This window comes from uncultured Rothia sp. (assembly GCF_916715725.1).
GTDB lineage: Bacteria > Actinomycetota > Actinomycetes > Actinomycetales > Micrococcaceae > Rothia.
Genome location: NZ_CAKAPD010000005.1, coordinates 58451 through 84088 on the forward strand (window position 1 = coordinate 58451; position 25638 = coordinate 84088).

The 25638-nt window shown below is 56.1% G+C and carries 17 protein-coding genes; 1 reads left to right on the forward strand and 16 read right to left on the reverse strand.

The window, feature by feature from the left end:
• Nucleotides 1–113: 113 nt before the first annotated feature.
• The 7 genes from QZ822_RS04455 to msrA all read right to left on the reverse strand — a co-directional run bounded on the left by QZ822_RS04455 (nt 114) and on the right by msrA (nt 6287).
• A complete protein-coding gene (locus QZ822_RS04455; RefSeq protein WP_294642904.1) occupies nt 114–824 on the reverse strand; it encodes a DUF6318 family protein in 711 nt (236 codons plus the stop codon).
• Nucleotides 825–1029: 205 nt separating this feature from the next.
• Entirely contained in the window at nt 1030–1797 is a 768-nt protein-coding gene (locus QZ822_RS04460) for a DUF6318 family protein (RefSeq protein WP_294642906.1), read from the reverse strand.
• A gap of 40 nt (nt 1798–1837) precedes the next feature.
• Nucleotides 1838–2566, reverse strand: a complete 729-nt coding sequence (locus tag QZ822_RS04465) for a DUF6318 family protein (protein WP_294642908.1) — start codon at nt 2564–2566, stop codon at nt 1838–1840.
• A 258-nt stretch (nt 2567–2824) separates the two neighbouring features.
• The gene (locus QZ822_RS04470) at nt 2825–3589 is read right to left on the reverse strand and encodes a DUF6318 family protein (protein WP_294642909.1); all 765 of its coding nucleotides are present in this window, start codon (nt 3587–3589) and stop codon (nt 2825–2827) included.
• A gap of 269 nt (nt 3590–3858) precedes the next feature.
• Nucleotides 3859–4641 (reverse strand): DUF6318 family protein, encoded by a 783-nt coding sequence (locus QZ822_RS04475; RefSeq protein WP_083321738.1) that lies wholly within the window; start codon nt 4639–4641, stop codon nt 3859–3861.
• 140 nt (nt 4642–4781) lie between these two features.
• A complete protein-coding gene (locus QZ822_RS04480; protein ID WP_294642912.1) occupies nt 4782–5552 on the reverse strand; it encodes a DUF6318 family protein in 771 nt (256 codons plus the stop codon).
• A 213-nt stretch (nt 5553–5765) separates the two neighbouring features.
• A complete protein-coding gene (msrA, locus tag QZ822_RS04485; RefSeq protein WP_294642913.1) occupies nt 5766–6287 on the reverse strand; it encodes a peptide-methionine (S)-S-oxide reductase MsrA in 522 nt (173 codons plus the stop codon).
• A 98-nt stretch (nt 6288–6385) separates the two neighbouring features.
• Between msrA and QZ822_RS04490 the strand changes: the two genes are divergently transcribed.
• Nucleotides 6386–7318, forward strand: coding sequence for a Nif3-like dinuclear metal center hexameric protein (locus QZ822_RS04490; protein ID WP_294642915.1), 933 nt, complete (start codon nt 6386–6388; stop codon nt 7316–7318).
• Nucleotides 7319–7448: 130 nt separating this feature from the next.
• Here the strand turns inward: QZ822_RS04490 and QZ822_RS04495 are convergent, their stop codons facing one another.
• The 9 genes from QZ822_RS04495 to QZ822_RS04535 form a co-directional block, all read right to left on the reverse strand.
• Nucleotides 7449–9077, reverse strand: coding sequence for an S-layer homology domain-containing protein (locus tag QZ822_RS04495; RefSeq protein WP_294642917.1), 1629 nt, complete (start codon nt 9075–9077; stop codon nt 7449–7451).
• A 345-nt stretch (nt 9078–9422) separates the two neighbouring features.
• On the reverse strand, nt 9423–10994 hold the full coding sequence (locus QZ822_RS04500; RefSeq protein WP_294642918.1) for a gluconolactonase: 1572 nt from the start codon (nt 10992–10994) through the stop codon (nt 9423–9425).
• 273 nt (nt 10995–11267) lie between these two features.
• On the reverse strand, nt 11268–12833 hold the full coding sequence (locus QZ822_RS04505) for an S-layer homology domain-containing protein (RefSeq protein WP_294642920.1): 1566 nt from the start codon (nt 12831–12833) through the stop codon (nt 11268–11270).
• Between the two features lie 367 nt (nt 12834–13200).
• Entirely contained in the window at nt 13201–14736 is a 1536-nt protein-coding gene (locus tag QZ822_RS04510; RefSeq protein WP_294642922.1) for an S-layer homology domain-containing protein, read from the reverse strand.
• A 361-nt stretch (nt 14737–15097) separates the two neighbouring features.
• A complete protein-coding gene (locus QZ822_RS04515; RefSeq protein WP_294642924.1) occupies nt 15098–17062 on the reverse strand; it encodes a gluconolactonase in 1965 nt (654 codons plus the stop codon).
• 317 nt (nt 17063–17379) lie between these two features.
• The gene (locus QZ822_RS04520) at nt 17380–19326 is read right to left on the reverse strand and encodes a gluconolactonase (protein WP_294642926.1); all 1947 of its coding nucleotides are present in this window, start codon (nt 19324–19326) and stop codon (nt 17380–17382) included.
• Nucleotides 19327–19712: 386 nt separating this feature from the next.
• Nucleotides 19713–20597, reverse strand: a complete 885-nt coding sequence (locus QZ822_RS04525; protein ID WP_294642928.1) for an S-layer homology domain-containing protein — start codon at nt 20595–20597, stop codon at nt 19713–19715.
• A 442-nt stretch (nt 20598–21039) separates the two neighbouring features.
• Nucleotides 21040–22872 carry an S-layer homology domain-containing protein gene (locus QZ822_RS04530; RefSeq protein WP_294642931.1) on the reverse strand — a complete coding sequence of 611 codons (1833 nt, stop codon included), beginning with the start codon at nt 22870–22872 and terminating at the stop codon, nt 21040–21042.
• A 419-nt stretch (nt 22873–23291) separates the two neighbouring features.
• Entirely contained in the window at nt 23292–25301 is a 2010-nt protein-coding gene (locus tag QZ822_RS04535; protein WP_294642933.1) for an S-layer homology domain-containing protein, read from the reverse strand.
• Nucleotides 25302–25638: the final 337 nt, after the last annotated feature.

Below are 25638 nucleotides of genomic sequence, written 5' to 3' on the forward strand. Positions count from 1 at the left end.
AAATGCTACAAAAGATACGTTAGCTAACGAAAAGCACCGTTTACTAGGGGGAAAAGCCATTATCTTCCTATACAGCCGTTTCCCGCGTCTGTATCTTCCTATACCGCCGCATCCTAAACGCTGAGGCCAGAATCGCTTCCACCCGAGGAACCGGGAGAAGTCGTCGAGGAACTCTTCGTCTCAACGGTGACCATCCACGCATCGTTTCGGTATTTCAACACAAAAGTGACCTCATCGTCGCTGGAGTCACCGCTCGTCTCAGCCAGACGAATGTCCCTGTCCTCGGGCACGTAATGGAGAACAGCATCCTTATGGCTACGGGCAACACCCTTCCAGCGGCACTGCTCATCGTCAACCTTCTGCGGGGTCTCGTCGGTCAGGTCAGCCACGAGCGGCGTCTCGGTGCCGTACATCCACCCCTCATTCTTTGCGTACAACTCTACGTATGCCTTCATCTTCTGCACGTAGATGCCGTCCAGGTCCACGTCCTTGAACGGGGTAGCGTCGCCAGTAACCGTCAGGTAGTTCAGGGCTGCGACCCAGTAGCCCAGCGCCGCATACATGCCCGAGGTCGTCTTTGACTTTATGTTCACGGGAGGAACGGGCATAGGCGGGTTCTCCGCCTTCTTCGTGCTGCTTGCGGGGTGGTACGTTCCGGTGGACTTGTAGCTATTGAACTTCAACTCGCCCTTGTAGGGACGCATCGAGTCAACCACGCTCGGGTCCTCCAGTGGGCGAATATCGCTGGCGCAGGCGGTCAGGGAGGCGAGCGCAGCAGTAGCGGCAACACCCAGGGCAGTGCGTCGGGTAACGAAGGTATGCATGGGAACCCCTCAATAGTTTGTTCTGTGCTCTTAAGCGTACCCGAGCAGGTTTGTTGACACGTTCAAAGCCGGCACATGCTCATCTGGGAGAATAGTTCAACACGACCGTACGCAGGCCATGCAAACAAAAAGGGGAAGCTCCCGCACGCAGCCTCAACTGCATTCGAGAGCTTCCCTCATCACTATAAATGACTAGGAACGCGGGTTAGGCACTAGCGCTACTCGCCTCTGAAGAGGGGGAATCAGCTTCTTCATCACTGAGTAAGAACCAGACGCCATCCTTATAGTCAAACGGAAAATTGGTTGCCTCGCTCTTGGTCGATCCATCAACCAGAGGAACAGGGTCATGACCCTCAACGCGAGCCTTTGCATTGGGATCATAGATAATGCGTCCGAGCCAATCGTAACGGTTGGGACCGCCCTCAACTTTTTTGGGAGCATCAGTCAGCAGCTGAATGGTAACCGGCGCATCCGTGTCATACACCCAGCCCTTACCGGAAGAGTAGATAAGAACAGCATTGGCGTGATCGTTCGCATAGCGGCCTTCAGGGTCAGCCTTCTTGAGCGGCTCGAAATCGCCGGTCATGAACATGTAGTTGAAGCTTGCCACCCAGTAGCAGAGGAACTGGTACATGCCATCAACGGTCGCCTCGTTCATCTTCTCCGGAACAACAGGCTTCGGCACGTTCTGCGCTTTCTTCTCAGCCGTGGCAGGAACGTACTCGCCGTTCTTCTCATACTTGTCGAGCTTTACGGTACCCTTGTACGACTTCTTAGCGGAAGTAGTTGCAGATGCTGAGGCGGATGCGCTTGCAGACTCAGAAGCGCTGGCACTCGCCGAAGCCTCACCGGAAGGGGAAGAAGAGCTATCAGCCAGCGGGCGGATATCGCTAGCGCAGGCGGTCAGCGCCGTAGCCGCGCCGGCACCGGTAGCGGCAGCTAGTGCGGCACGTCGAGAAAGGAAAGTCGTCATCAGAAATCCTTAAATAGTGCGTATCAGAAGATGAAGAAATTTAGCTGTTGTTGTCCAGAAGCATGCGCCACATGCCTTCCTTGTACTCCATGATGAACTTCGTCGTGCGAGGAATCGTCTTTTCTTCCTCAACGATAGTCGCATCAGGCTCACCCTCAATGTGGTACTTAGCGGCAGCGTCATACGCGACGGTCACAAGCCACTCGTAACGGTCCGGCTTATTAGCAACCGGCTGAAGCTCATTCTCCGCAATCTCAATCTTGTACGGCTGATCCGAACCGTAAATCCAACCCAGACCCGACTCATAGAGCTTAATCATGGTCCTAGAGTTGCTCAAAAAAGCCTTCGCCGGATCCGCCTTCATCAGCGGCTCAACATCGCCGGTCAGAATCAGATAATTCTGGGAAGCAAGCCAATAACCCATCAGCGCGTAGGCGCCCTCGGGGCTGTTTTCCTTCATCTTCTCCGGGATCAGAGGCTTCGGCACGTTCTGCGCCGGCGCATTCGCAGTCGCAGGGATGTAGGTGCCGTTCCGCTCGTAGTTATTGAACTTAATCGGACCAACATACGAGCCGGGAGTGTGATCATCAGTAGGAGAAGGCGACGCCGAAGCGCTCGCAGAAGAGGACGCCGCACCAGAAGCCGCACCAGAGGAACCGCCGGAACCCTGCGACAGCGGGCGAATATCGGTAGCGCACGCAGCCAGCGCCGTAAGGATGCCGGTCGCACCCACGCCCAGGAGAGCACGTCGAGTGAAGAAGGTAGTCATCGGAAGCCCTTCGTTGGAGCCAATACAGAGCAAATTACGCCACACACCGCGGCAGGCATACGCACCCCGTACAGACCTATCAGTACGTCAATGTATATATTTTTAAGGTTACCCGAGAGCCACCACATAGCCCCGCGACCACCTCAATTGTTCAGAAAATTAAGACCCCACATCCAGCGTTTTACCAGGTGCGGGGTCTTATCACATAAGAAATCACTACGAGAGCGAGCCCTCAGCAAGGCGGCAACTAGGCGGTAGCTAAGCGGCGCTCGACAGCTCCCACTTGCCGTCCTTGTACTCCAGGCGGAACCTCGCCACCCTCTTCTTCGATTCATCAGCGCTCGTTGCCTTCTCAGGCTGATTCCTATAATGCCGCATCATCTTCGGGTCCATGTAGGAATAGCCCTCCCAAATAAAGCGGGTATTGTCGCTACCCGGCACCTCACGAGGAGCATCCGTCAGCAGCTCAACAATATACGGAGTTTCCGTACCGTACACCCAACCAGCACCCGACGCATACAGCTTGATCGTGCTCTGATACTTCTCCCAACCGTAGCCGTTGTAGTAGATATGTTCAATCGGGGCCGGGTTACCCGTCATCATCAAATAGTTCAAGCTCGCCAGCCAGAAACTCAAGAAAGCATACGCACCATCAACGCTGTGCTCCTTGATATTCGCCGGAGGAACAGGCTTCGGCATATTCTCAGCCGGATTCGTAGCGCTCGCCGGAACGTACTCGCCGGTCTTCTCGTAGCTATCGAACTTCATCGGACCCTTATAGGACTTACCCGAAGACGGAAGACCCGAAGCCGCAGAGGCACTCGCAGACGCAGAAGGAGAAGCCGAAGCGCTCGCAGATGCCGATGCGGAAGCAGTCTCGGAGGCGGTCGCCGCCTCCGACGGAGAAGCCGAGCCGGTGCCGCCAGCCAACGGGCGAATATCACTAGCGCACGCAGTCAATGCAGAAAGCGCACCCGCAACAGCAACACCCAGAGCGGTACGTCGAGTGAAGAAGGTAGTCATCGGAAGTCCTTCGTCGGATCCATCACCCACAAAGCCGTCAGCACGAGGCTCACAACCTGCAGGTAAAGACCACATGTAGTACGTCAATGTATATACGTTAAGCGTACCCGAGGCACCCTCCGGCAACCCCGACCATCCGCCGGGTTTTCTCCTGGGTGTTCCCTGGATTTCCGCAGAGCTTTGGCAGCGTTTCGGCAAAAAGAAACCCCGCCCACGGTGCATTACCGCAGGCGGGGGAGAAGCCTATTCACGCTGTCAAAGACAACGGCCTAGACAGACGAAGAGCTACCAGAAGAAGCAGATGCAGAAGAGCTCTCCTTGCCGGTCAGCATAAACCACTTACCGTCCTTGTACTCCACAATGGCCTTCATCAGCTTGCCGTTCGGGCTCTCCGCCGTCTTGAAAGGCTGATCCGACTTACCCTCAAGGTGAATCTTCGCATCAGGGCTGTAGTTCATGTAAGCCGGCCAGTAGTACAGGGTACCGCTACTGGAAGGCTTCTGCGGTGCACTACTAATCAGCTCAATAGTAATCGGGGTATCCGAACCGTACAGCCAGCCAAGATCGTCTCCATACATCACCGCGTAATCCTGCAGCATGTCAACGTAAATATCCGCAGGGTCCGCCTTCTTCATCGGCTCAGTGTCACCGGTCAGCACTGCATAGTTGAAGCTTGCCAGCCAGTAGCCAATGAACGCGTACATGCCGTCAACGTTCTGCTCGTTCATGTTCGCCGGAACGAGAGGCTTGGGTACGTTCTGTGCCTTCTGAGTAGCGGTCGCCGGAACGTACTCGCCCTTCTTCTCGAAGTTATCAAACTTTACGAAGCCCTTATAGGACTTGCTGGAAGAAGCAGAAGCCGAAGCGCTTGCCGAGGCACTAGCTGAAGCACTAGCGGATGCACTTGCGGAAGCGGAGCTTGACGCTGAGCCATCAGCCAGCGGGCGGATACTACCAGCACACGCAGTCAACGCAGCAAGTGCACCGGCACCGGTCGCACCCAGCGCCACGCGGCGGCTCACGCGGGTAGATATGAGGGAAGGGCTCGTCATTATCAGCCTTTCAAAAGAAGTCAACAAAGGAAAGAGAGTGAGTTGACACCCTTATCATACCCTAAACGCGCAAATAGATATCAAATATCTCTACTTGTATCCTTTTGCAGAGAAAAGATCAAAAAGCTGCAATTAGTGCACTAGGAAGCCGAAGCGCTCGCAGAATCCGAGCTCTTATCAGCATCCTTATCCTTCTGAGTGCTCATAAACCAAGCACCCTCCTTATACTCCACAACAATCCTCATCGCCTGACCCTGAGAATCCTCAGCCCCCACAAGTGACTTATCGCGGTTATCGCCCTCCGTCAGATGCCTCTTCCCGTTCGCATCAACCAGAGAACGAGCACGCCAGAAATAACGAATACGGTCACCCTCAATCTGCGTGGGAGTATCCGTCAACAGGTACACCGACATCGGCTCACTCGTATCGTAAATCCAGCCGCGCCCCGTCTCATAGAGCTTAACCATCGGCTCAAGCTCCTTATAATAATCGCTGCTCGGGTCCGTCTTCTTCAACGGCTCAATATCACCCGTCAACGCCAAATAATTAAAACTAGAAATCCAATAACCAATCAGCGTATAAATACCGTCAATACTCAGCTCCTGCACCTTCTCCGGCATGATCGGTTTGGGCACGTTCTGCGCCTTCTTCTCAGCCGTGGCGGGCACATACTCGCCGTTCTTCTCAAAGTTATCGAACGTGACTTTACCCTTATACGACTTATTCGCAGGCGGCAGCGCCGGCGAAGCAGAGAGGCTCGCCGAAGCACTCGCCGAGCCAGACTCAGCAACATCAGCCGGCGGATGCACCGTACGCGCACACGCAGACACCACGGCGGCAAGACCAACACCGCCCACGCCCAACACGGCGCGGCGGCTCAAAGCGATGGACTTAGAAGAAGAGCTAGTCATCAGCAGTCTTTCGAAGAGGTCAACAGATGAGGAGGGAGTGAGTCGACACCCCCATCATACCGGGCGCACCTTATAGCAACCCTAAAGCACATGTGAATAGCAAATAGCTTGGGAGAACTGGGCACGCATGAAGAAACCCCGCGGCCGTTATTCCGAATATTTTCGAAGAAAGAACAACAGCCGCGGGGCAAAACAACTGGAGGGGCGTGCAACCTAGCGGAGCAAATGCGCAAAATTACGGCGCGCATGAGCTACCTTCGGGCTCACCACAAACGCACAATAACCCTGCGCCGGGTTCAACGCGTAATAGTTCTGGTGATACTCCTCAGCCTCATAGAACACGCCCAGGGGCTTAATCTCCGTAACGATGGGGGAGGAGTACAGCTGCTGAGCACGCGCCACCGCACGCTCAAACGCCTCACGCTGCTGCTCATCCGCGTAGAAAAGAACCGAACGGTACTGCGAACCGGTATCCGCGCCCTGACGATCCCAGCTGGTCGGGTCGTGGCTCGTAAAGAAAATATCCAACACCGTATCCAGGTCAATCACCTGCGGGTCAAAGCTGAGCTTCACCGCTTCCTGATGACCGGTCGCACCCGAACACACCGAACGATAATCAGGGTCGGGAGTCTCGCCACCCGTGTAGCCGCAGACGCTCGCCTCAACCCCGCGGAACTGGCGGTACACCGCATCCAAGCACCAGAAGCAGCCGCCGGCAAGAACAACATCAGTCATGATTCCTCCTCGAACTATAAATCCACACTACCTGAAGAACACCGCTGAGCCGCATAATATTCCCGAGTTACCGCCGCGCCACCTGCCACAATAGAGGTATGACTGAAAAACTAGAAACCCCCACCCTCGCAGAAGTCGTTGACGCCTTCCACACGCTCTTCCCGCCGCAGCTCGCCGCCGGATGGGACGCCTCCGGCCTCGTCGCCGGTCGCGCCGCCGCTAAAGTGAGCACCGTGCTCTTCGCGGTAGACGCCCTCACCGCCACTGCTGAAGAAGCCGTAGTCGAAGGCGCACAGCTACTCATCACCCACCACCCGCTGCTGCTCCGCGGCGCAAAGTTCATCCCTGACAGCGACTACAAAGGCAACGTGCTGCACACCCTCATCGAAGGCGGATGCGGCCTGCTCGGCGCGCATACCAACGCCGATGCTGCCGTCGAGGGTGTGAACGAAGCACTCTGCGACGCTATCGGCCTCATCGACCGCGAACCGCTCACCGAAGCGCAAACCCAGGTACTCGACGGGCAGGAACACGCGGTAGGTACCGGCCGCCTCGGCACCCTGCCCGAAGAAATCACCCTCAAGGAGCTTGCAGAACGCCTCGCTGCGGCACTGCCCGCAACCGCCGGTGGCCTGCGCATTTCCGGACGTGCCGACCAGCCGATTCGCCGCGTCGCCCTCTGCGGAGGCGCGGGAGATTCCCTCTTCGACGCAGTACGCGCCACCGACGCGCAGGTGTACATTACCGCCGACCTGCGCCACCACCCCGCCAGCGAATTCCGTGAAACCGCACGAGTCGACGGCAGCAACATTGCCCTGATCGACTGCTCCCATCCGGCCAGCGAATCGCTGTGGTTGCGTTCGGCAGCCGACCGCCTGCGTGCCCTGCTCGCCGAGCGTGGCTACGGCATCGACACGAAGCTGTCCGCGCTGAACACCGACCCGTGGGACTTCACCATCTCCACCGGCGTGGCAACCGGTCAGGATGCGCACTCGGCAACCACCGCCGCAGTCCCCGCCTGGGAACTCTAAGGCGAGAATTCTAGGGGCGAGAACTCTAGAAGAATCCGCGCGGATTCTCTCACCGCGTACTCAGTGCGTAAGAGCCCGGGCACCTCGTCCGTTGTGACGAGGTACCCGGGCTAGAACTGGCCCGGTCTACTTAGTTAGCAATGCGATACAGGCCAGTAGTGATAGGGTTCAGCACACGATGCCGGTAATAAAACAGCATCCAGTCCAACTCAATGCGGGTCACAGCATGATTCGGTTCAAACATGCCAGTCTCGGGAGTAATAACATTCTGCTGGGTAGCCCACAGAATCTCACGATAGAACGCGGAATCCGGCGTAACATCCGGGAAGGACGAAACACCCGATACTTCCGGTGAGCCAGACGCACGGTAAATCATTGCGGCAACGGTTGCATTCGTGAGACCGTCCTCCGCGTGGAACTTTCCGTCGGGCCCGCCGAAGGTAACGCCCTTTTCACGAGCCCAAATGTAGGCGGCGTAGTTCGGGTCGTCCGTCTTCACATCCGGCCACGGAGAGACTTCAGGGAGGTCCACCTTGGGGCTGCCCTTCATCTCATAAAGGGCGGAAGCCAGCTCACCGCGGGTGGCGGGCTGATTCCGTTCCTCGTCGTTCAGCGACGTTGAAAAGTACATACGTTCCTCTACGGGTACGTAAGCATTCGTGAACCGCTGGACACCCTCAAACTTCAAATCCTGGTGCGCCAAAAGAACGCCGCGGTGCTCCGGGGCAAAACCCACCATCGGGGTGATGAGAGTCTTATCCGTCTTGCTGGGGTAACCGTAGTCGCTCCACGCCTCAATGACGTACTGCTTGGACGGATCCAGCGTGTTCGCGGGAATCTTGAGATTGACGAAAGCGAAGCCTCCCTCCAGGCTCGTATCGTATTCATCCTCGCCTTGGACGTAATGCTTCATCTCGCTCATGACCAGGACGGGGGAGCCCGTGCCCTTCTCGCGAATGACGTACATCATGCCCTCAGCGCCAGGGATGTCAGTCCCCACGAAACCCTGACCCTGAATCAGCAGCTCCTGGTCCTTCGTGGTGTCCTTCAAAGCGTCGTATTTCAACTTAGGTGCGAAGGTATCGAAGTGATAATCATTGGTGCTCAGACCATGATGCGTCACAACGTTCTTGCGAGCCCAAATATCCTGAACGGTTGACTGCGGCTGGCCCTGAGGCTCGGCGAGGATGCCAACCTCGTAACGCACCTTGTCCAGAGTCATATCCGGGAAATACTCCGTGAGGGTGTAGTAACTCGGCAAAGTATTAGCCTCAACCTTCAGCGGAGCGACAAAGGTGCCGTCCTCGTCAATGGTGAAGTCCTTCCCCTCTTCGAACCGCAGAAGAGTGTCGGTAATCTGCAGAGCGTTATAGGGGACGTTCTCCTCGGGCGCGATGTAGATGACCACCTTGCCGTGCTGCTCGCGCCACTCCTTGGTGAAGCCGGTGCCCACAACCGTAATTTTACTGTCCTCACCGGTGTACAGGCCGTCGCCCTCTTGCTTGAAGACGTCACGGCCGTCCTGGTAGTAGTAATCCTCATAATCAACGGTGAAAGACGGCTCATCCGCGACATCCTGAGTTGCAGGGGCGGGGGTATTGGCAGTCGGCGCGTTAGCAACGGGCGTGTTTGCGGCGGGGGCTGCGTCCTGGGCCAGCGCCGGGGTCATCGGCAGGACCATCACGCCCGCCAGTGCGAGCGCGCTACAGTTCCGAGCCGCGTGGAAGAAAGGAGACTTAGAGTTCGGAAGCGAGGACATGAGACATCCTTAAAGTTGTTTCTCCGGGGCCACGCAAGCTTACCGGCAGGCTGAGAATCTACCGTCGAATCTGCGCATGCCCTATGAGAAAAGTGGTTGAAAATCCCCCTCGGTTTCGGGGATATCCTCACCCTATCAAAGCGTTGAACTATTGTCAGGAAACACTCAAGGAATACTTTAAGGTTTCCAGAAATCTCACACAGCGGTAGCTGTTAAAAGCTGAACCCCGTGCTCCCGAATAGAAAACCATTCGGGAGCACGGGGAACCACAAAGCTATCCGATGCTCCACGCCGCACGCGCCCTCACGGTAAAACCCGAGGGAGACGCGGGCGGGCTAAACGACCTTACTTAGCGCGAGCCTGGAAAGCCTCAATCAGAGTCTCCAGCTCACCCTGAGTCACCATGTGCTGAGCATCAAAAGCGCCGCTGGCGTTCAGCACCACCTTGTTCTGCTGAGCCCACAGAATCTCACGGTAGAACGCCGAACCGGGAGCTACATCGCTGTAGGGGGAGTTGCCCTTCACCGCGGGCGAACCAGCCGCACGGTAGGTGAACGCCGCAACGGTAGCGTTCGAAATTCCGGCATCAGCATGGAACTTGCCGTCCGACCAGCCAAAAGTAATGCCCTTCTGGCGAGCCCACACGTAAGCGGGGAAGTTCGGGTCGTCAGTCTTCACATCCGGCCAGGGAGAAGTCTCGGGCAGCTTCACCTCGGGGGTACCCGCCTGGATGTACAGGGCAGCTGCGAGCTCACCGCGGGTAGCGGGGGTCTTCAGCTTCTCATCAGAAGGAGCAGGCTTCTGATCGTCGTCCTCATTGGGGTCCTGAGCGTTGGGCAGGTTCGCCTCCCGGTAACCGTTCGTGCCGTTCAGGTCCAGGTCCTGCCATGCGAGCAAGGTGCCACGACCCTCGGTGGACTTGCCCACGACCGGTGCGAGCAGCTCGCCGTTTTCGCCGTAACCGTCATTAGCCCAGACTTCAAGCACATACTTCTTCGAAGCGTTCAGGGTGTTTGCCGGAAGATGCACGTCACCGTACAGGTTGCCGTCACGGTACGCCGAAGACTCGGTGGGGTGGTCAAACTCGATAATGTTGCTGGTTGCCAGAACCGGGGTGTTTGAACCCTTCTCACGAACCACGAACTGAACACCCTTGACGGAGTGAACCTCACCGTAGAAGCCCTGAGCGCCAACGTTCAGATCCTGCGATTTTGCGGGATCAGCCACACCGTTGTAACCCAGGCGCGGTGCGAACGGTTCCGGCTTCTCACCCAGAGTGTTCAGAACCTGGGTGCTCACCACGTTCTTGCTGGTCCACAGCTCCTGAGCGGTCAGCGGCTTCTGGCCCTTCTGTTCAGCAACCGCGTGAATCTCGTAGCGGACGTCGTACTTGGTGCCGCCGGTCGGATCGTGGAAGTTGTCATCATCAACAAAGTAGTAGGCGGCAAGCTTGTACGCCTCAACCTTCAGATCAGCCTCAAAAGTGCCGTCATCGGCAATGGTGAAGTCCTGACCCTCCACAAAGCGCAACATCTTCGAAGTCGGAATCTCGTATCCAGAGGGCGCGTAGTTCGCGGGAGCAATGTACAGTGCCACGGTACCGTGCTGAGCGCGCCACTCCTTGGTGTAGCCTGCGCCCTTCACGTGGACGGTACCACCCTCGGTCGTGACGAGGGATGCGTTTACGCCATCGTACTTGTAACCGTCAGGGATGGAAACGTTCAGGGTTGGGGTGGCCGCAGCGACCTGGTGAGCTGCCTGAGGGGTAGCGGCAGCAACAGCGGCATCAGTGGCAGGGGTCGCATTCTGAGCCAGTGCCGGGGTCATCGGCAGAACCATAGCACCAGCCAACGCCAGCGCGCCGCAACCCTGAGCAGCGCGGAGGAAAGAAGACTTAGAGTTCGGAAGCGAGGACATAACACATCCTTAAAGTTGTTTCTCGCAGGGCTCTGCGGGTTCAATGGCGGGTAGGGAATTCGCCGTTGAATCTGCACACACCCTATGAGAAAAGTGGTTGGAAGCCCCGTCGGTTGCGGGGACATTTTCACCCTAGCAAACCCTCGAAACGATGTCAGGGAACACTCAAGGGACGCTTGAAGGTTTTGAGGTATTTCACAGGTTGATCAGCCAATAAAAGCTAACCCCGTGTTCCCAAACAGAAAACCTGTCTGGGAACACGGGGTCATAGACTCAGACTAGAACCAGCCCACCATAGTCAGTGCGGTTCTGAAAAATAAACATCATCTGCTCCAGCTCACCACGATTTACCATCGTGGTTGCCTCAAAAATACCCCTTTGCGGATTGATGACACCATGCTGAGTAGACCACAAAATCTCGCGGTAGAAGGCGGAACTTGGATGTACATCCGTGAACGAAGAAACACCAGAAACAGCCGGGGAACCCGCCGCACGGTAGGTGAACGCCGCAACAGTAGCGCGTGAAATACCTGCATCCGCGTGGAACTTGCCGTCCGACCAGCCGTAGCTGATGCCCTTCTCACGAACCCAAATGTACGCGGCGTAGTTCGGGTCGTCAGTCTTCACATCCGGCCACGGGGAGACAGCAGGGAGGTTCACCTTGGGCGCGCCAGCCTGAAGGTACAGTGCCGCAGCTAGCTCACCGCGAGTAGCGCGCTGCTGCTGTTCCTCATCGCTAAGCTTTGAGAAGAGGTGCTTATACTTGGGCTTGGGTAAAGATACATTCGTGAATTCCTCAAGACCTTCAAACTTCAAGTCCTGACGGCCCATAAGGACACCGCGGTGCTCCGGCGCCAAACCCACAATCGGGGTGATGAGAGTCTTATCCGTCTGGCTGACATAGCCATAGTCGCTCCATGCTTCAAGGACGTACTGCTTAGACGGATCCAGAGTGTTCGCGGGAATTTTGATGGTGCGGTAAACAGCGTTTCCCCACAGCGCCATTACGCCATCGCTACGTTCGTAGTAGCGCTCCATCTCGCTCATGAGCAGGACGGGGGTGCCGGTGCCCTTCTCTCGAATCGTGTACATGACACCCTCACGACCGGGGAGCTCATACGCGCTGAAACCCTCACCCTCAATCATCAGCTCTTGATCTTTCGCGGTGTCCTTCAGTGGATCGTACCTCCAGTGGGCCCCGATAATTTCAGGATGGCGACGGGTATATATTGGCTTGTGAATAGCCACGTTCTTACGAGCCCAAATATCCTCAATGGTCGGCCACGGCTGATCCTCGCCCACGGTGAGGATGCCAATCTCATAGCGCACATCCTCCCCGCGGAAATACGGGACCCCATAAGCGGGGGTGTAGAAACTCTCCAGGTCGCCATATCTGATCCTCAGCTTTGCCTCAAAAGTACCGTCATCGGCAATATGGAAACGCCAACCTTCTCCAAAGAAAAGCACCGACCTTGAAGGCTTAACGTTATCGGGATGCTGCTCTGTAGCGGCAATATAAAGGACTGCCTCGCCGTGCTGCTTACGCCATTCCTTGGTGAGACCGGTGCCCCTCACCGTAATTTCGTTGTACTCATCGGTGTACAAAGCCGCACCCTCCCCATAATCAATGGTGAAAGACGGGCCATCCGTGACGTCCTGAGAAACCGGGGAGGCGGTATCGGCAACCGGTGCGTTAGGGGCAGAAATGTTAGTGACCGGCGCTGTATCCTGAGCCAGCGCCGGAGTCATCGGCAGAGCCATCGCGCCAGCCAACATGAGCGCGCAACAACCCTGCGTTGCACGGCGGAATGAAGACTTAGAACTCGGAAGTGAGGACATGAAACATCCTTATAGTACGTCCCATTGGATGTTTGCAATTCCTGCAGGATGATTCCCAGCCGAATCTTCACCGTCGAAGTTGTGTTAATCCAATAAGGAAGTCGTTGATTATCCCCGTCGGTTTTGGGGGTAGCCTCAGCATATCAAACCCTTAATGAGAAGTCGCGAGAAATCTCAAGGAATAGTTGAAAGTTTTGAATTCTGTGCCGCAATGATTCCGCGAGCACCCAAAAATAGGTGCAGAAAAAAGCAGAGAAAACGGGCATAGAAAACCCCGTGTTCCCGAATAGAAAAACCATTCGGGAACACGGGGTATTCAGCTTAGAACTAGTCCATCTTACATAGCGCGGTTCTACCCTGCACCGTTCTACTTGGCGCGGTTCTGGAAGTTGAACAGCATCTGCTCCAATTGACCACGATTCACCAGGTCCGTCGCGTTAAAAGAGCCGAAATCCGGATTAATGACATACTGCTGAGTGGACCACAGAATCTCACGGTAGAAAGCGGAATTCGGATTAACATCCGTGAACGAAGAAACACCAGAAACAGCCGGGGAACCCGCTGCGCGGTAGGTGAACGCCGCAACGGTAGCGTTCGAGATGCTTGCCTCCGCGTGGAACTTACCATCCGACCAGCCGAAAGTAATACCCTTCTGGCGAGCCCATACGTAGGCGGCGTAGTTTGGGTCGGTGGTCTTTACATCCGGCCACGGGGAGACCGCCGGGAGGTTCACCTTGGGGCTACCAGCCTGAGCGTACAGCGCAGCCGTCAGCTCGCCACGAGTAGCGCGCTGCTTCTGCTCCTGGTAGGTGAGCTTCGAGGTCAGGGTCTTGTATTCTCGCGCGGGCGCAGTAGCATCCGTGAAGTTCGGAACACCCTCAAACTTCAGATCCTGATGAGCCATAAGAACACCGCGGTGCTCCGGCGCGTAACCCACAATCGGGGTGATGAGGGGCCTGTCCTTCTTGGTGAGGTCGTAGTCGTAGTCGCTCCACACCTCAATGACGTACTGCTTAGACGGATCCAGGGTGTTTGCGGGGATCTTGATGGTGCGGTAAAGAGTGCCTCCCTCCAGGCGGGTTACGCCATCGGGACCTTCATAGTAGGACTTCATATCGCTCATCGCCAGGACGGGCGTGCCGGTGCCCTTCTCACGAATCACGTACATGGCACCCTCGCGACCAGGCAGCTCCTCCCCAACGAAACCCTCACCCTGGACCAGCAGCTCCTGATCCTTCGTGGTGTCCTTCAGCGCATCGTACTTCAACTTAGGTGCCATGACCTCAGGATGGTAAGCGCGGGTGTACATCGGGTCGTGGTCAATAACGTTCTTACGAGCCCAAATATCCTCAATACTCGACTGCGGCTGACCCTTAGCCTCGGTCAAAATACCCATCTCGTAACGCACCTCGTCCAGGGTGATACCCGGGAAATAGTCGATGGGAGTGTAGAAACTCTCCAGGGCCTTAGCCTTGACCGTCAGCTTAGCCTCAAAAGTGCCGTCATCAGCAATGGTGAAGTCCTTACCCTCTTCAAAGCGGAGCATCGACGTTGAAGGCTCAGCGTTACCGGGGCGGTCCTTCGTAGCGGCAATGTAGAAGACAACGGTGCCGTGCTGCTCACGCCACTGCTTAGTGAAACCGGCACCCTTCAGAGTCACGGTGCCGCCCTCGCCGGTGTACAGAATACCGTCATAATCAGCGGAGTACGTCTGCTGCGCCGCTGCGTCTTGAGCAGCCGGCTTGGGGGTTACAGCATTCGCCGCCGGTGCATGAGCAACAGGCGCCGCATCCTGGGCGAGTGCCGGAGTCATCGGCAGAACCATCGCGCCAGCCAGCGCCAGTGCGCCGCAACCCTGCGCCGCACGGAGGAAAGAAGACTTAGAATTCGGAAGCGTGGACATACATCATCCTAACGGTTTGTACCCACCGGGATGATGCAGGTTCATAGGGCTTCTGGGGGTGAGAAAATTCCATCGAATCTGCGCCAACCCAATGAGAAAGTGGTTGAGTATCCCCGTCGGTTTCGGGGACATTTTCACCCTATCAAACCCTCAGGTAGATGTCAGAGAACACTCAAGAGAGGCTTGAAGGTTCTGAGATTTTTCACAGGTTGACCAGCCACTAATAATTGAACCCAGCAAGCTAAACCCCGAGAACAGAACCCAAAAATAGAACCCCGTGCACCCGAACAGAAAACCTGCTCGGGAACACGGGGTTATTCGTGCAGCTAGACGATAAGCAGAGCCAGCTTAGCGAGCTAGCTTAACGAGACTGGAAAGCAGTCAGAACAGTCTCCAGGTGGCCGCGAGTCAGCAGCTGCTTAGGAATGAAATAGTGACCACCGTACACAGTAGGCAAATTCTGGCTCGCCCACAGAATCTCACGATAGAACGGAGCACCAGGCTTAACATCCACGTAGGGAGAATCGCCCTTCACCGCAGGAGAACCCGCCGCACGGTAAGTGAACGCCGCAACGGTAGCGTTCGAAATGCCAGCGTCCGCGTGGAACTTGCCATCCGACCAGCCGTAGCTGATGCCCTTCTCACGAACCCAAATGTACGCCGCGTAGTTCGGGTCGTCAGTCTTCACATCCGGCCAGGGCGACGTCTCGGGCAGCTTCACCTCGGGCGCGCCAGCCTGAAGGTACAGAGCCACCGCCAGCTCACCGCGGGTAGCGCGTTCCTTGCGCTGTTCATCGGTCAGGCTAGGCTTCTTATCATCAGTGTTGGACGCATCAGAACCCTTAAAATTCAGGTCCTGAGAAGCCAGCAGAGTACCGCGGCCCTCGGGTACCTTACCCACCACGGGAGCGACAAACTCGCCGTCCTCGTAACCGTTGTTACCCCACACCTCCACGACGTACTTCTTCGCCGGATCCAGAGTGTTCGCCGGGACCTTGACGCTACCGGACAGCTCACCGTTTACGAACTCAAAGGCTCGGTCGTGGTGGTTGTACTCAATAAGGTCACTGGTTGCCAGAACCGGGGTGTTCGAACCCTTCTCACGGATTACATACTGAACACCCTTGGGGGAAGCAATCTCACCGTAGAAGCCGGTACCCGAGAAGTAAATATCCTGATCTGCCGCGGTGTCACCCAGAGCCTTGTACTCCACCTTGGGAGCAAACGGGCTGGGACGGAACACCTGAGTTTGCACCGCAATACGGCGAATCACGTTCTTACCAGCCCACAGATCCTCAAGGGTCAGCTGGGTCTGACCCTGTTGCTCAGCAACCAGGTCAACCTCGTAACGCACCTCGTAACGCGGGATACCGGGGAAGTAATCGCGAGGCTCATAGTAGCGCTGAAGCACGTCCGGCTTGACCGTCAGCTCAGCGTCCAGGGTGCCGTTCTCAGCAATGGTGAAGTCCTTACCCTCCTCAAAACGCAGCGGCGTATCATCAGCGGGCAGAAGGCTACCATCGGGAACACCCTGAGAAGCGGCCAGGTAAACCGCCACCTTGCCGTGCTTCTCACGCCACTCCTTGGTGAAACCCGTACCCTTCACGTGGACGGTACCACCCTCGAAGGTGTACAGCAGCTGAGCCTTGCCATCGTACAGAACCTCGAACGTCGGGGTATCCTCCTGGGTTGCCTTAGCGCCCGGAACATCCGCAGCCTGCGAACCGTCAGAACCATTGAAGTTCAGCGCCTGAGATGCAAGCAGAGTACCGCGACCCTCGGGTGCCTTGCCGACAACGGGGGTAATGAACTCGCCGTCCTCATAGCCGTTGTTACCCCACACCTCGACGGTGTACTGCTTCGTAGTATCCAGGGTGTTAGCGGGAATCTTAACGTTACCGTTGAGGAGCCCATGCTGGTACTGGAACGCATACTCGGGGTCGTTGTACTCGATAACGTCGCTAATAGCCAGAACCGGGGTGTTCGAACCCTTCTCGCGAACAAGAATCTGCACACCCTTGGGGGACTGAATCTCACCGTTGAAGTCCCAACCGGAGAAGAGAAGCTCCTGATCCTTGGACGTATCAGCCAGAGCGTTGTAACGCCAGTGAGGGGTAAAAGCGTCAGCCTTCTGGGGGACAGCGGCCTTCGGAGCAGGGTCAGCCGGCAGAGAACCAGCCACTGCAGCTGCAGGAGCATCCGCAGCAGCATTCTGAGCAAGCGCCGGAGCCATCGGCAGAACCATCGCGCCAGCCAACGCCAATGCACCGCAACCCCGTGCTGCACGGAAGAAGGACGAAGTCTTGAAATTCGGAAGAGCGGACATAATCATTCCTTATCGGTCGGACCCATCGCGCCGATGCAGTTTCAAAAAGGTGGTGAGGAATCTTCGTCGAATCTGCGCCAACCCAATGAGAAGTGGTCGAATATCCCCGTCGATCCAGGGGATACTTTCACCCTAGCAAAGGGTTGAACAGATATCAGGAAACACTCAAGAGAGGCTTGAAGGTTCTGAGGGTTTTCCCAGGTTGACCAGCCGCTAAGAACCCAACATGCTGAACTTCGAAAAACAGAACCCCGTGCTCCCGAACAGAAAAACCATTCGGGAACACGGGGTTATTCAGATGGCTATGCTGAGCGAGCCTAGAAAGCCATCATCAGAATCTCCAGCTCACCGCGAGTCACCATATGCTTGGGGTCAAACGTGCCGCTGGTGCTTAGCGCAACCTTGTTCTGACCAGCCCACACAATCTCACGGAAGAACGCAGAATCCGGGGTCAGATCAGTGTACGAGTGCCAGTCATGATCAAGGGTAGGGGAACCCGCTGCACGGTAGGTGAATGCCGCAACCGTAGCGTTCGAGATGCTTGCCTCCGCGTGGAACTTACCGTCAGCCCAGCCGAAAGTAATACCCTTCTGGCGAGCCCACACATAGGCGGCATAGTTCGGGTCGGTGGTCTTTACATCCGGCCAGGGGGAGACTGCCGGGAGGTTCACCTTGGGGCTACCAGCCTGAGCGTACAGTGCTGCAGTCAACTCGCCGCGGGTAGCGCGTTCCTTGCGCTGCTCATCAGTCAGGCTGGGCTGCTTACCCTCATCAGCGTCAGACCCCTTGAAGTTCAGGTCCTGAGAAGCCAACAGCTCACTGCGACCCTCAGGTGCCTTGCCCACCACAGGGCCGGCATTCTCGCCGTTCTTGTAGCCGTTGTTAGTCCAAACCTCCACCACGTACTTTTTCGCCGGATCCAGAGTATTCGCCGGAACCTTCACGACGCCGCGTACCTTGCCGTTCTTGAACTCAGAAATATGGCTAGGGTGGTTATACTCAAAAATGTCGCTCGTCGCCAGAACCGGGGTGTTTGAGCCCTTCTCACGAATCACATACTGAACACCCCTGGAGAAGTTAAACTGGCCGTAGAAGCCGGTACCCAAGAAGTAAATGTTCTGATCAGCGGTAGTATCGCCCAAAGCCTTGTACTCCACCTTGGGGGCAAACGGGCTGGGGCGGAATGCCTGAGTGTGCAGCGCACTATGAAACAGCACGTTCTTGCCAGCCCGCAGATCATCAAGGGTCATCTGGGGCTGACCCTGTTTCTCGGTAAACATGCCAATCTCATAATTCACCTCGTAACGCTTCTCATAACTCGGAGCACCGGGGAAGGGGACGCGAGGCTCGTAGTAGTTCTGCAGCTCACCGGGCTTGACCCTCAACTGAGCATTCAGGGTGCCGTTTTCAGCAATGGTGAAGTCTTTACCCTCCTCAAAACGGAGCAACACATCCTTAGCAGGCAGGAAATCACCGTCGTCAGGAACACCCCGAGAAGTAGCAATGTAAAACACTACTTTGCCGTGCTTCTCACGCCACTCCTTGGTGTAGCCCCAACCCTTCATGTGGATGGTGCCGCCCTCAGCGGTGTACAGGTACCAATCATCGCCGTCGTACCGGTACCTGAACGTAACCTTCTGCGGGGTCTTACCCGGAATATCCGATGCTGTCGTGCCGTCAGCGCCTTCGAAATTCAGCTCCTGGGTAGCAAGCAGAGTGCCGCGGCCCTCAGGCGCCTGACCCACGACAGGGGTAATGAGCTTGCCATCTTCATAGCCGTTGTTACCCCACACCTCGATAACATAATCCTTTTCCTTATCCAGGGTGTTTGCCGGAATCTTCGCCGTACCGTGGATGTAGCCGCTCTGGTAAGCGAAAGGCAGCTTCTCGTGGTTATATTCAACGATGTCGCTAACCACCAGAACCGGAGAGTTCAAACCCACCTCTCGCACAACAACCTGAACACCCTTCGGGGAGTTAAAATCACCCTCAAAACCCCAACCCCAGAAGTCCAGAACCTGATCCTCATCAGTGTTCTTCAATGCGTTGTAGCTCAAGTGAGGATCGAACTCATCAGAAGTAGCAACAGGGTTCTCATGGACGCGATCATTCGACTGGGAACCAGCCGCCGCAGGAGTATCTGCAGTAGCGTTCTGAGCAATCGCAGGAGACAGTGGCAGAATAATCGCACCCGCTAGTGCCAGTGCACTGCAGCTGCGGGTTGCATACAGGAGTGAAGCCTTAGAATTCGGAAGAGCGGACATACATCATCCTTAATGGTCGTACCCACCGGGATGATGCAGGTTCATAGGGTTTCTGGGGTGAGAAATCTCCGTGGAATCTGCACCAGCCCAACGAGAAGTGGTTGAGTGCCCCCGTCGGTTTCGGGGACACTCTCACCCTAACAAACCTTCAAGTAGAAATTAGTGCGTTGCTCACGAAAAACTTGAACCTTCCAAAATATTTCACTGCGTGCATGAATCCGCGCACAGGAAGCCCCAAACCCAGGCGGCTCCAACCCCCAGGCAACCCCGCGCACAGTCCTCAAAACAACAGTCTTCAAAAACACAAGCGGCCCCGCACTCCATTCAAGGAGTACGGGGCCACCAAACACACACTAACCAAGCGCTAAAACTAGGCAGTGTAAAAACTACGAAGTGCGGAAGTACAGGTACATCATCATCGCAACACGACCGCGAGACGTCTGAGCCGTCGGCTCAAAAGCATTACCCTCAGACACCGTCGACACGCCACGGCGCGAAGCCCACACAATCTGACGGTAGAACGGAGTCGCAGAGGAAACATCGCTAAACGGGGAAGAACCCGACATCTGAATCTTCTGCGCACCATCAGCACGGTACAGAAGAGCCGCAGCAGAAGCATTCGACAGGCGCGCCTCCGCATGGAACTTACCATCAACCCAACCGGAGGTAATACGCTCCTGACGCGCCCACAGGTACGCATCATAATTCGGGTCAGACTCATCAACATCCGAATACGGCGAATGCTCCGGACGAGTCACCGACGGTGAACCCGCCAGCTTATAGAACATGCTAATCAGCTCGCCACGAGTCATCGGATCCTCAGCACCAAAGTGCCCCTCAGAAACCGACTCCATCGTCTGAGTACGAACAGCCCAACGGATACCCGCATAGTACGCAGAATCCTCAGTGGCATCATCAAAAATAGTGTTCGCATCCGGCGCGGTCACAGACGGACGCAGAATCTTCGGACCCTGAGTCGAAGAACTCGACGCCAGAGGAGAAGAAGTGGAAGGCGCCGAAGCAGCTACCGGCGCAGCAGTATCCGCCGAAGAAAGACGCGCCTCCGACGAATCATAGAACGAGAAAAGAGGTGAGAACGGCAGGTACAAAACACCCGCCAGCGCCACAGCGCCAACAGCCAGCTCAATGCGGCGGCGCTTACGCTTCTTAGCGGCATCCTGAGAAGAAGTATCGTGGGTGCCCTCCGGTGCCAGCAGAGGCGCAGAAGAATTATGGGCAGTATCAGTCGACTGCTTAGAATCCTGGGACATAAATCCTCAATGTGGTTGATGTTTCGGTGTGTGATGAGCTCCCTCGCACAACAAACGCCCAACCGGAAACGGGCGCGCACCAAGGGGGCGCAACAGTCCTAAGCATAAACCACAGCTTGAAAAATATTAATTTACACCCGTCAGAACAATCTGGAAAAAGGGGAGCGGAACACTCCGAAAATCCCCCAATAGCGGGTACCGCATGAGGTGCGCCCCACATGCGGTACAGCCCACATTAGCGTGTTGACCAGCAAAAATACCCCGAAAAACCGCGGAACAACAACCAGGTAACAGCCCTGCTCACACCTCTGAAAGAGCCTAATAACCACCATGCAGAGGGCACAGAAAAGCCGGGCCAGCGGGACGAAACCAACGTTTCATCACCGCCAGCCCGGCTCAATCATTGCGGGTTAGACGCTAATCCCAACGAACCAGCAGGACCCTAGCGAACCTTGTAGTTCATCAAGAAACCAGCCAGCTCACCACGGCTCACCAGCGCAGACGGGTGGTACTCAGAACCCGGGAAAACCTGCAGCTTCTGCTGCTTAGCCCAAGTGATCTCGCGGTAGAACGCAGAACCGACCTTCACATCGGTGTACGGTGCCTCAGCCACAGCAACCGGCTTCTTACCATCGAAACGGTACAGGAACGCCGCAACAGTAGCGTTAGAGACAGACGCATTCGCGTGGAACTTACCGTCAGACCAGCCGAAAGTAATGCCCTTCTGACGAGCCCAAATGTAGGCGGCGTAGTTCGGGTCATCAGTCTTCACATCCGCGTACGGGCTAGTCGCCGGCAGATTAACCTTCGGGGAACCAGCCAAACGGTACAGCGCAACGGTCAGGTCGCCGCGGGTTGCATCATTATTAACGCCGAACCAATCCTTCTCACGAGAATCAATCAGCTTCTGATCAGCAGCCCACAGAACAGCCTTGTGGTTCGCGTGAGCAGCCGGAACATCAGCGAAACGCTCACGAGCCTTCTTGTTCGCAGACTCACCAGTCAGAGTCAGGTAATCGGCAGCGATGCGCTCGCGCTGACCATCGGCGTAGTTAATGGTTACGAAAATAGCGTAGCGGCTATCCTCATCCAGCTTGGTGCCGTCAACATTAACGGTGGTCTCAAATGCGCCGGTTGCCACGCGGTCAGCGTTCAGAGTGATGCTATCCAGAGCCTCACCGGTCGGGTTGCCGTCAGCCTCAGCCTCAGAGAACAGAACGTTCACAGTAGCGCCAGCCGGAACCTTGAAATCCTTACCCTTCACACGGATAGTGGTCGAAGAGCTCAGATCAACCTTGTCAGTGTTCAGAGACACCGAAGGCGAAGCAGTCTTAGCGTTCTCGCCGTTCACCGGAACAAACGCCTGAGTGCTCAGCGCCTGGCTGTTCGCCTCATCGTTATCTTCCGGAACGTTGAACTCGAAAGTCTGCACAACATAGGAGCTGCCGGACTTCAAGGTACCCGCCGGGATGTCCAGAACAGTCGAGAAACGGCCGTTGGTGTAACCCATGTACTGACCAAAGAAAGCAGAGTAGGAGGTGAACTTAGCCTCCGACTGAGCCAGCGCGGGGCCGGTCGCCTTACCGGTTGCCGGATCAACCGCACGAACCGCAACAATCAGCGACTCGCTACCGTTGTACGAAATGTTCTGGAAGCCAGCACCGTTCACAGTGACCTTAGCGTTCTCAGAAGCATTCACCGACGAAGCGCTGTACGACAGGGTCGGGGAATCAACTGTGGGAACATCCGCAACCTTCAGTTCAGTACGAACCTCATCCGCAGGAATCCAGCCGTCTTCAGCGTCATCGCGGTAACCGAGCACAACATCGAAGGACGAGCCATTGGCCTCCAGATAGTTAGCGCCGATAGAAGCGGTCAGGTTCACGGTGCCGTCAGCCGCAAAGGCGGAGGCGGGAACATCCTGAACATAGAAGGGGTAATCACGCGGGTGGTGCGGCGGGAAAGCAACGCTTTCACCCTTCGGAACAACGTACAGGCGGAACGACTTGCCCTTAACGAAGTCCTTGGAGAAACCGGAGCCGCTAACCGTCACGTTGCCGCCCTTGAGAATATCAAAAGTGCCGGAGGTAACCTGCAGACGCTGAGCACCCTGAGCCTCGCCCTGTGCAACAGCCGGGGCTGCTACCGGAGTAGCAGGTGCGGCAAACGCGGGGGAGAGGGGCAAGAGCATTGCGCCAGCCAGGGTGATGGCACAGCCGCTCTTAGCCATGTTTTTGGGTAGCGCAAAGCGCATGTGGTTGGGAAGTGAGGACATTGTTATCCAATCAGTTTTTATCGGTGTCACGCATCGAGTGTGGTGCGCATAAACACCGTAGCAAATAGTTAAGACATGCTGGAACCTGAAAGGTCATCAGTGCGAAAAATGCCTGTGTGTTTTATCGCATGTCTTAAGGTGAAGTATAGCTTTAAAAAGTATGTGCATGACGTGGAAAATATGCCTAAATATTGTGCTGATAAGCACAAACACTGGTCACTGTACAAAAAAGAAAGCGCAAAAAACCCACCGCATTCGAAAAATTCGCACCTATGCAACCTCTGCAGGTTGAGAATATTCACAATGCGGTGGGTAAGGCAACATAAAAGTCACCCACAATAAAAATGGCACATAAACAGAACCATAAAGTCGCCTACTTGACGAAAGCCAACCAGAATGGCTAACACCACGGCGAGACACTATGTGAGACGGCTGCCGCCTTGCGCCATACGGTACAGCATGACCGCCAAGTCGTAGGTGGTCGTTTGCGGCCAGGTAAAGTCCTCGCGTAGCCAATTCTCGGCGTAGCCCCAGATGTGTTGCTGCACAGCCCACCGAGATTCACGCCAAAAAGCGCTACCCTCGCTTAAATCCGTAGCCCAATACTTAGTGCTCAGCTCAGAATCCTTCGACCCCGGCAAGCTGCCGTTACGAGGCTGAGGCGCGGCAGTCGGCAAACTGGGCGACACCTTACCGCGTGAACGCTGATACCTGTACAAGAACGCAACGATAGAGCGAGTAGAAAGCTGTGCATCCGGGTGGAAACTACCATCAATCCAACCGGACGTAATGCTCTGCTGACGAGCCCATATAATCGCGGCATAGTCCGGGTCGTTGGGCTGAACATCCGGATACGGACTGGTTGCCGGAAGCTCAACCTTCGGCGAACCCGCCAACATATAGAGAGCCACCGTCAGATCACGGCGCGTCAAATTCTCAGAAGAATAGGAATCTGACTTGGGAAGCTGCTGAGCCTTGTACCACCTCTTCGCAGCCTCACGCTCCTCAAACGCGTTCACCACCAAACCAAGGTCAGTAGAAACAACCTGCTGCACAGAATCCGCGGCACCACCCTGACCGGGAAGAACCTTCTCCACCACCAGCTTGTAACCGCCCTGATAGTTCAGCGCCTCACCGGGAATAGTGAGCGTCGCCTCCGTGTAACCGCTCTGGATACGGTCAGCCGAAATATCCTGCTCCAGCGCCTTCTGGCCGGTCAGATTGCCAGAAGCATCCGTAGCCTGCAGCGAGAAGCGGTAATGGCCCTCAGTGAGGTTCGGCAGATTCACGGCACGCACCTGCAACGTGTTCTTCTCCCAATAGGGGCTCACCTGCGGTGAATCAGAACGATATTGGTCCATCTGCTGCGGCTCAACACGCAGAACCGGGGCGGCATCCTTCACCTCGGTGTTCGAGTTGGGCGAGCGCACCGGAATAAACGGGGCAACATCCGTCAAAAGGCTACCGGGCACCTTCTCCTCATCCGGATTCGGGAAGAAGCCGCTGTAGACGCCGATCATGTACGACTTGCCCGGTCGCAGAGTACCCGCAGGAATTGTCACATCCGCAGAGAAATAGTTGTTGAGGAAGCTCCAGCAATAGTATTCACCGCAATCCGTATAACGAACTGCATGAGTGAAAACAGGCTTGCCCACCATCAAACCCGTGGCGGGGTCAACCTCATACAGCATCAGATATGCTGGGGCACTCCCCGGCTCAAGAAGCTGCTTAGAGAGAATATGGTAGCCCTCAATCGTCAGCTGCGTATCAACCCAGGGATTATCAATCGCCGGCATGCTGTACACATAAGTAGTATGATCCGGCTCAGGATCCTGAGTCAGGCTGAGAGGAGTGCGGGCAGTAAGGCGGGGGTCCTCATACTCCTCGGCGTTCGGTTCGCGCTCGCCCGCCGGATAGTAGGTCAGCACCACGTCAAGGGCAGGCGAAGGGGTTGCCCGGATGGTCTGCTTCTTGACCTCAAAGGTGAAGGTGAGGCTCCCGTCCGGGTTGTCGCGGACAATACCGTCATCTCGAAGATGATCAACCTTGCCGCGGTACAGGGGATTTTGGGTTGACTCGCCGGTGCGGGACCACTCGTAATCGGTACCACGGTTTACGAGACCGAACTGGAAGAGCTTGTACTTCTTACGGAACTCGGGGGTCAACGGGGAAGTCGTCACGGACACCGTGCCACCCTGAGAAATATTGAGAGTGCCGGTGGTGACCTTCAAATCAATCTTGTCGGCATCGCTGGCGCCAGTGGCTGCGGCACCTGTATCTGAGGCACCGGGGGCGGCAGCTACGGGGGTTGCCTGCAACGATGCGGCAGGGGAGTCAGGGCTCGCCGCATCCGCTTGAGGGGGCTCCACCTGTGCTGGCTGGTTCGGTGCCGCCAGTGCCGCCGGGGTAATACCCGCAAGCGGGGTCATGCCCAGCAACAGGGAGAGGCTGATTGCCTTCTTGCCCTGAGTCTTTAGAGTGTGGGCATTTTGGGTAGGGGCTTTTATGGCGGGCGTTTTAGCACCCTGAGCGGTGGTTGGTCGGAAGAAAGAAGACACGGTTATCCCATCTAATGTTCTGCACTGTGCTTTCTATACCGCGGCTTTACACGGTGGTTTTTTGCACAGTGGTTTTCTGCGAGGCGATTGAAGCGAGTGAGGGAAAACGTTGAGTGGAAGGGGAGAAATGAACGGTGAAAAGGAACGAAAAGTTGAGTAGAAAGGGGGGGGGCGCACAGCGCGTCTTAGCGAAAGTGCTGGCGGGCTG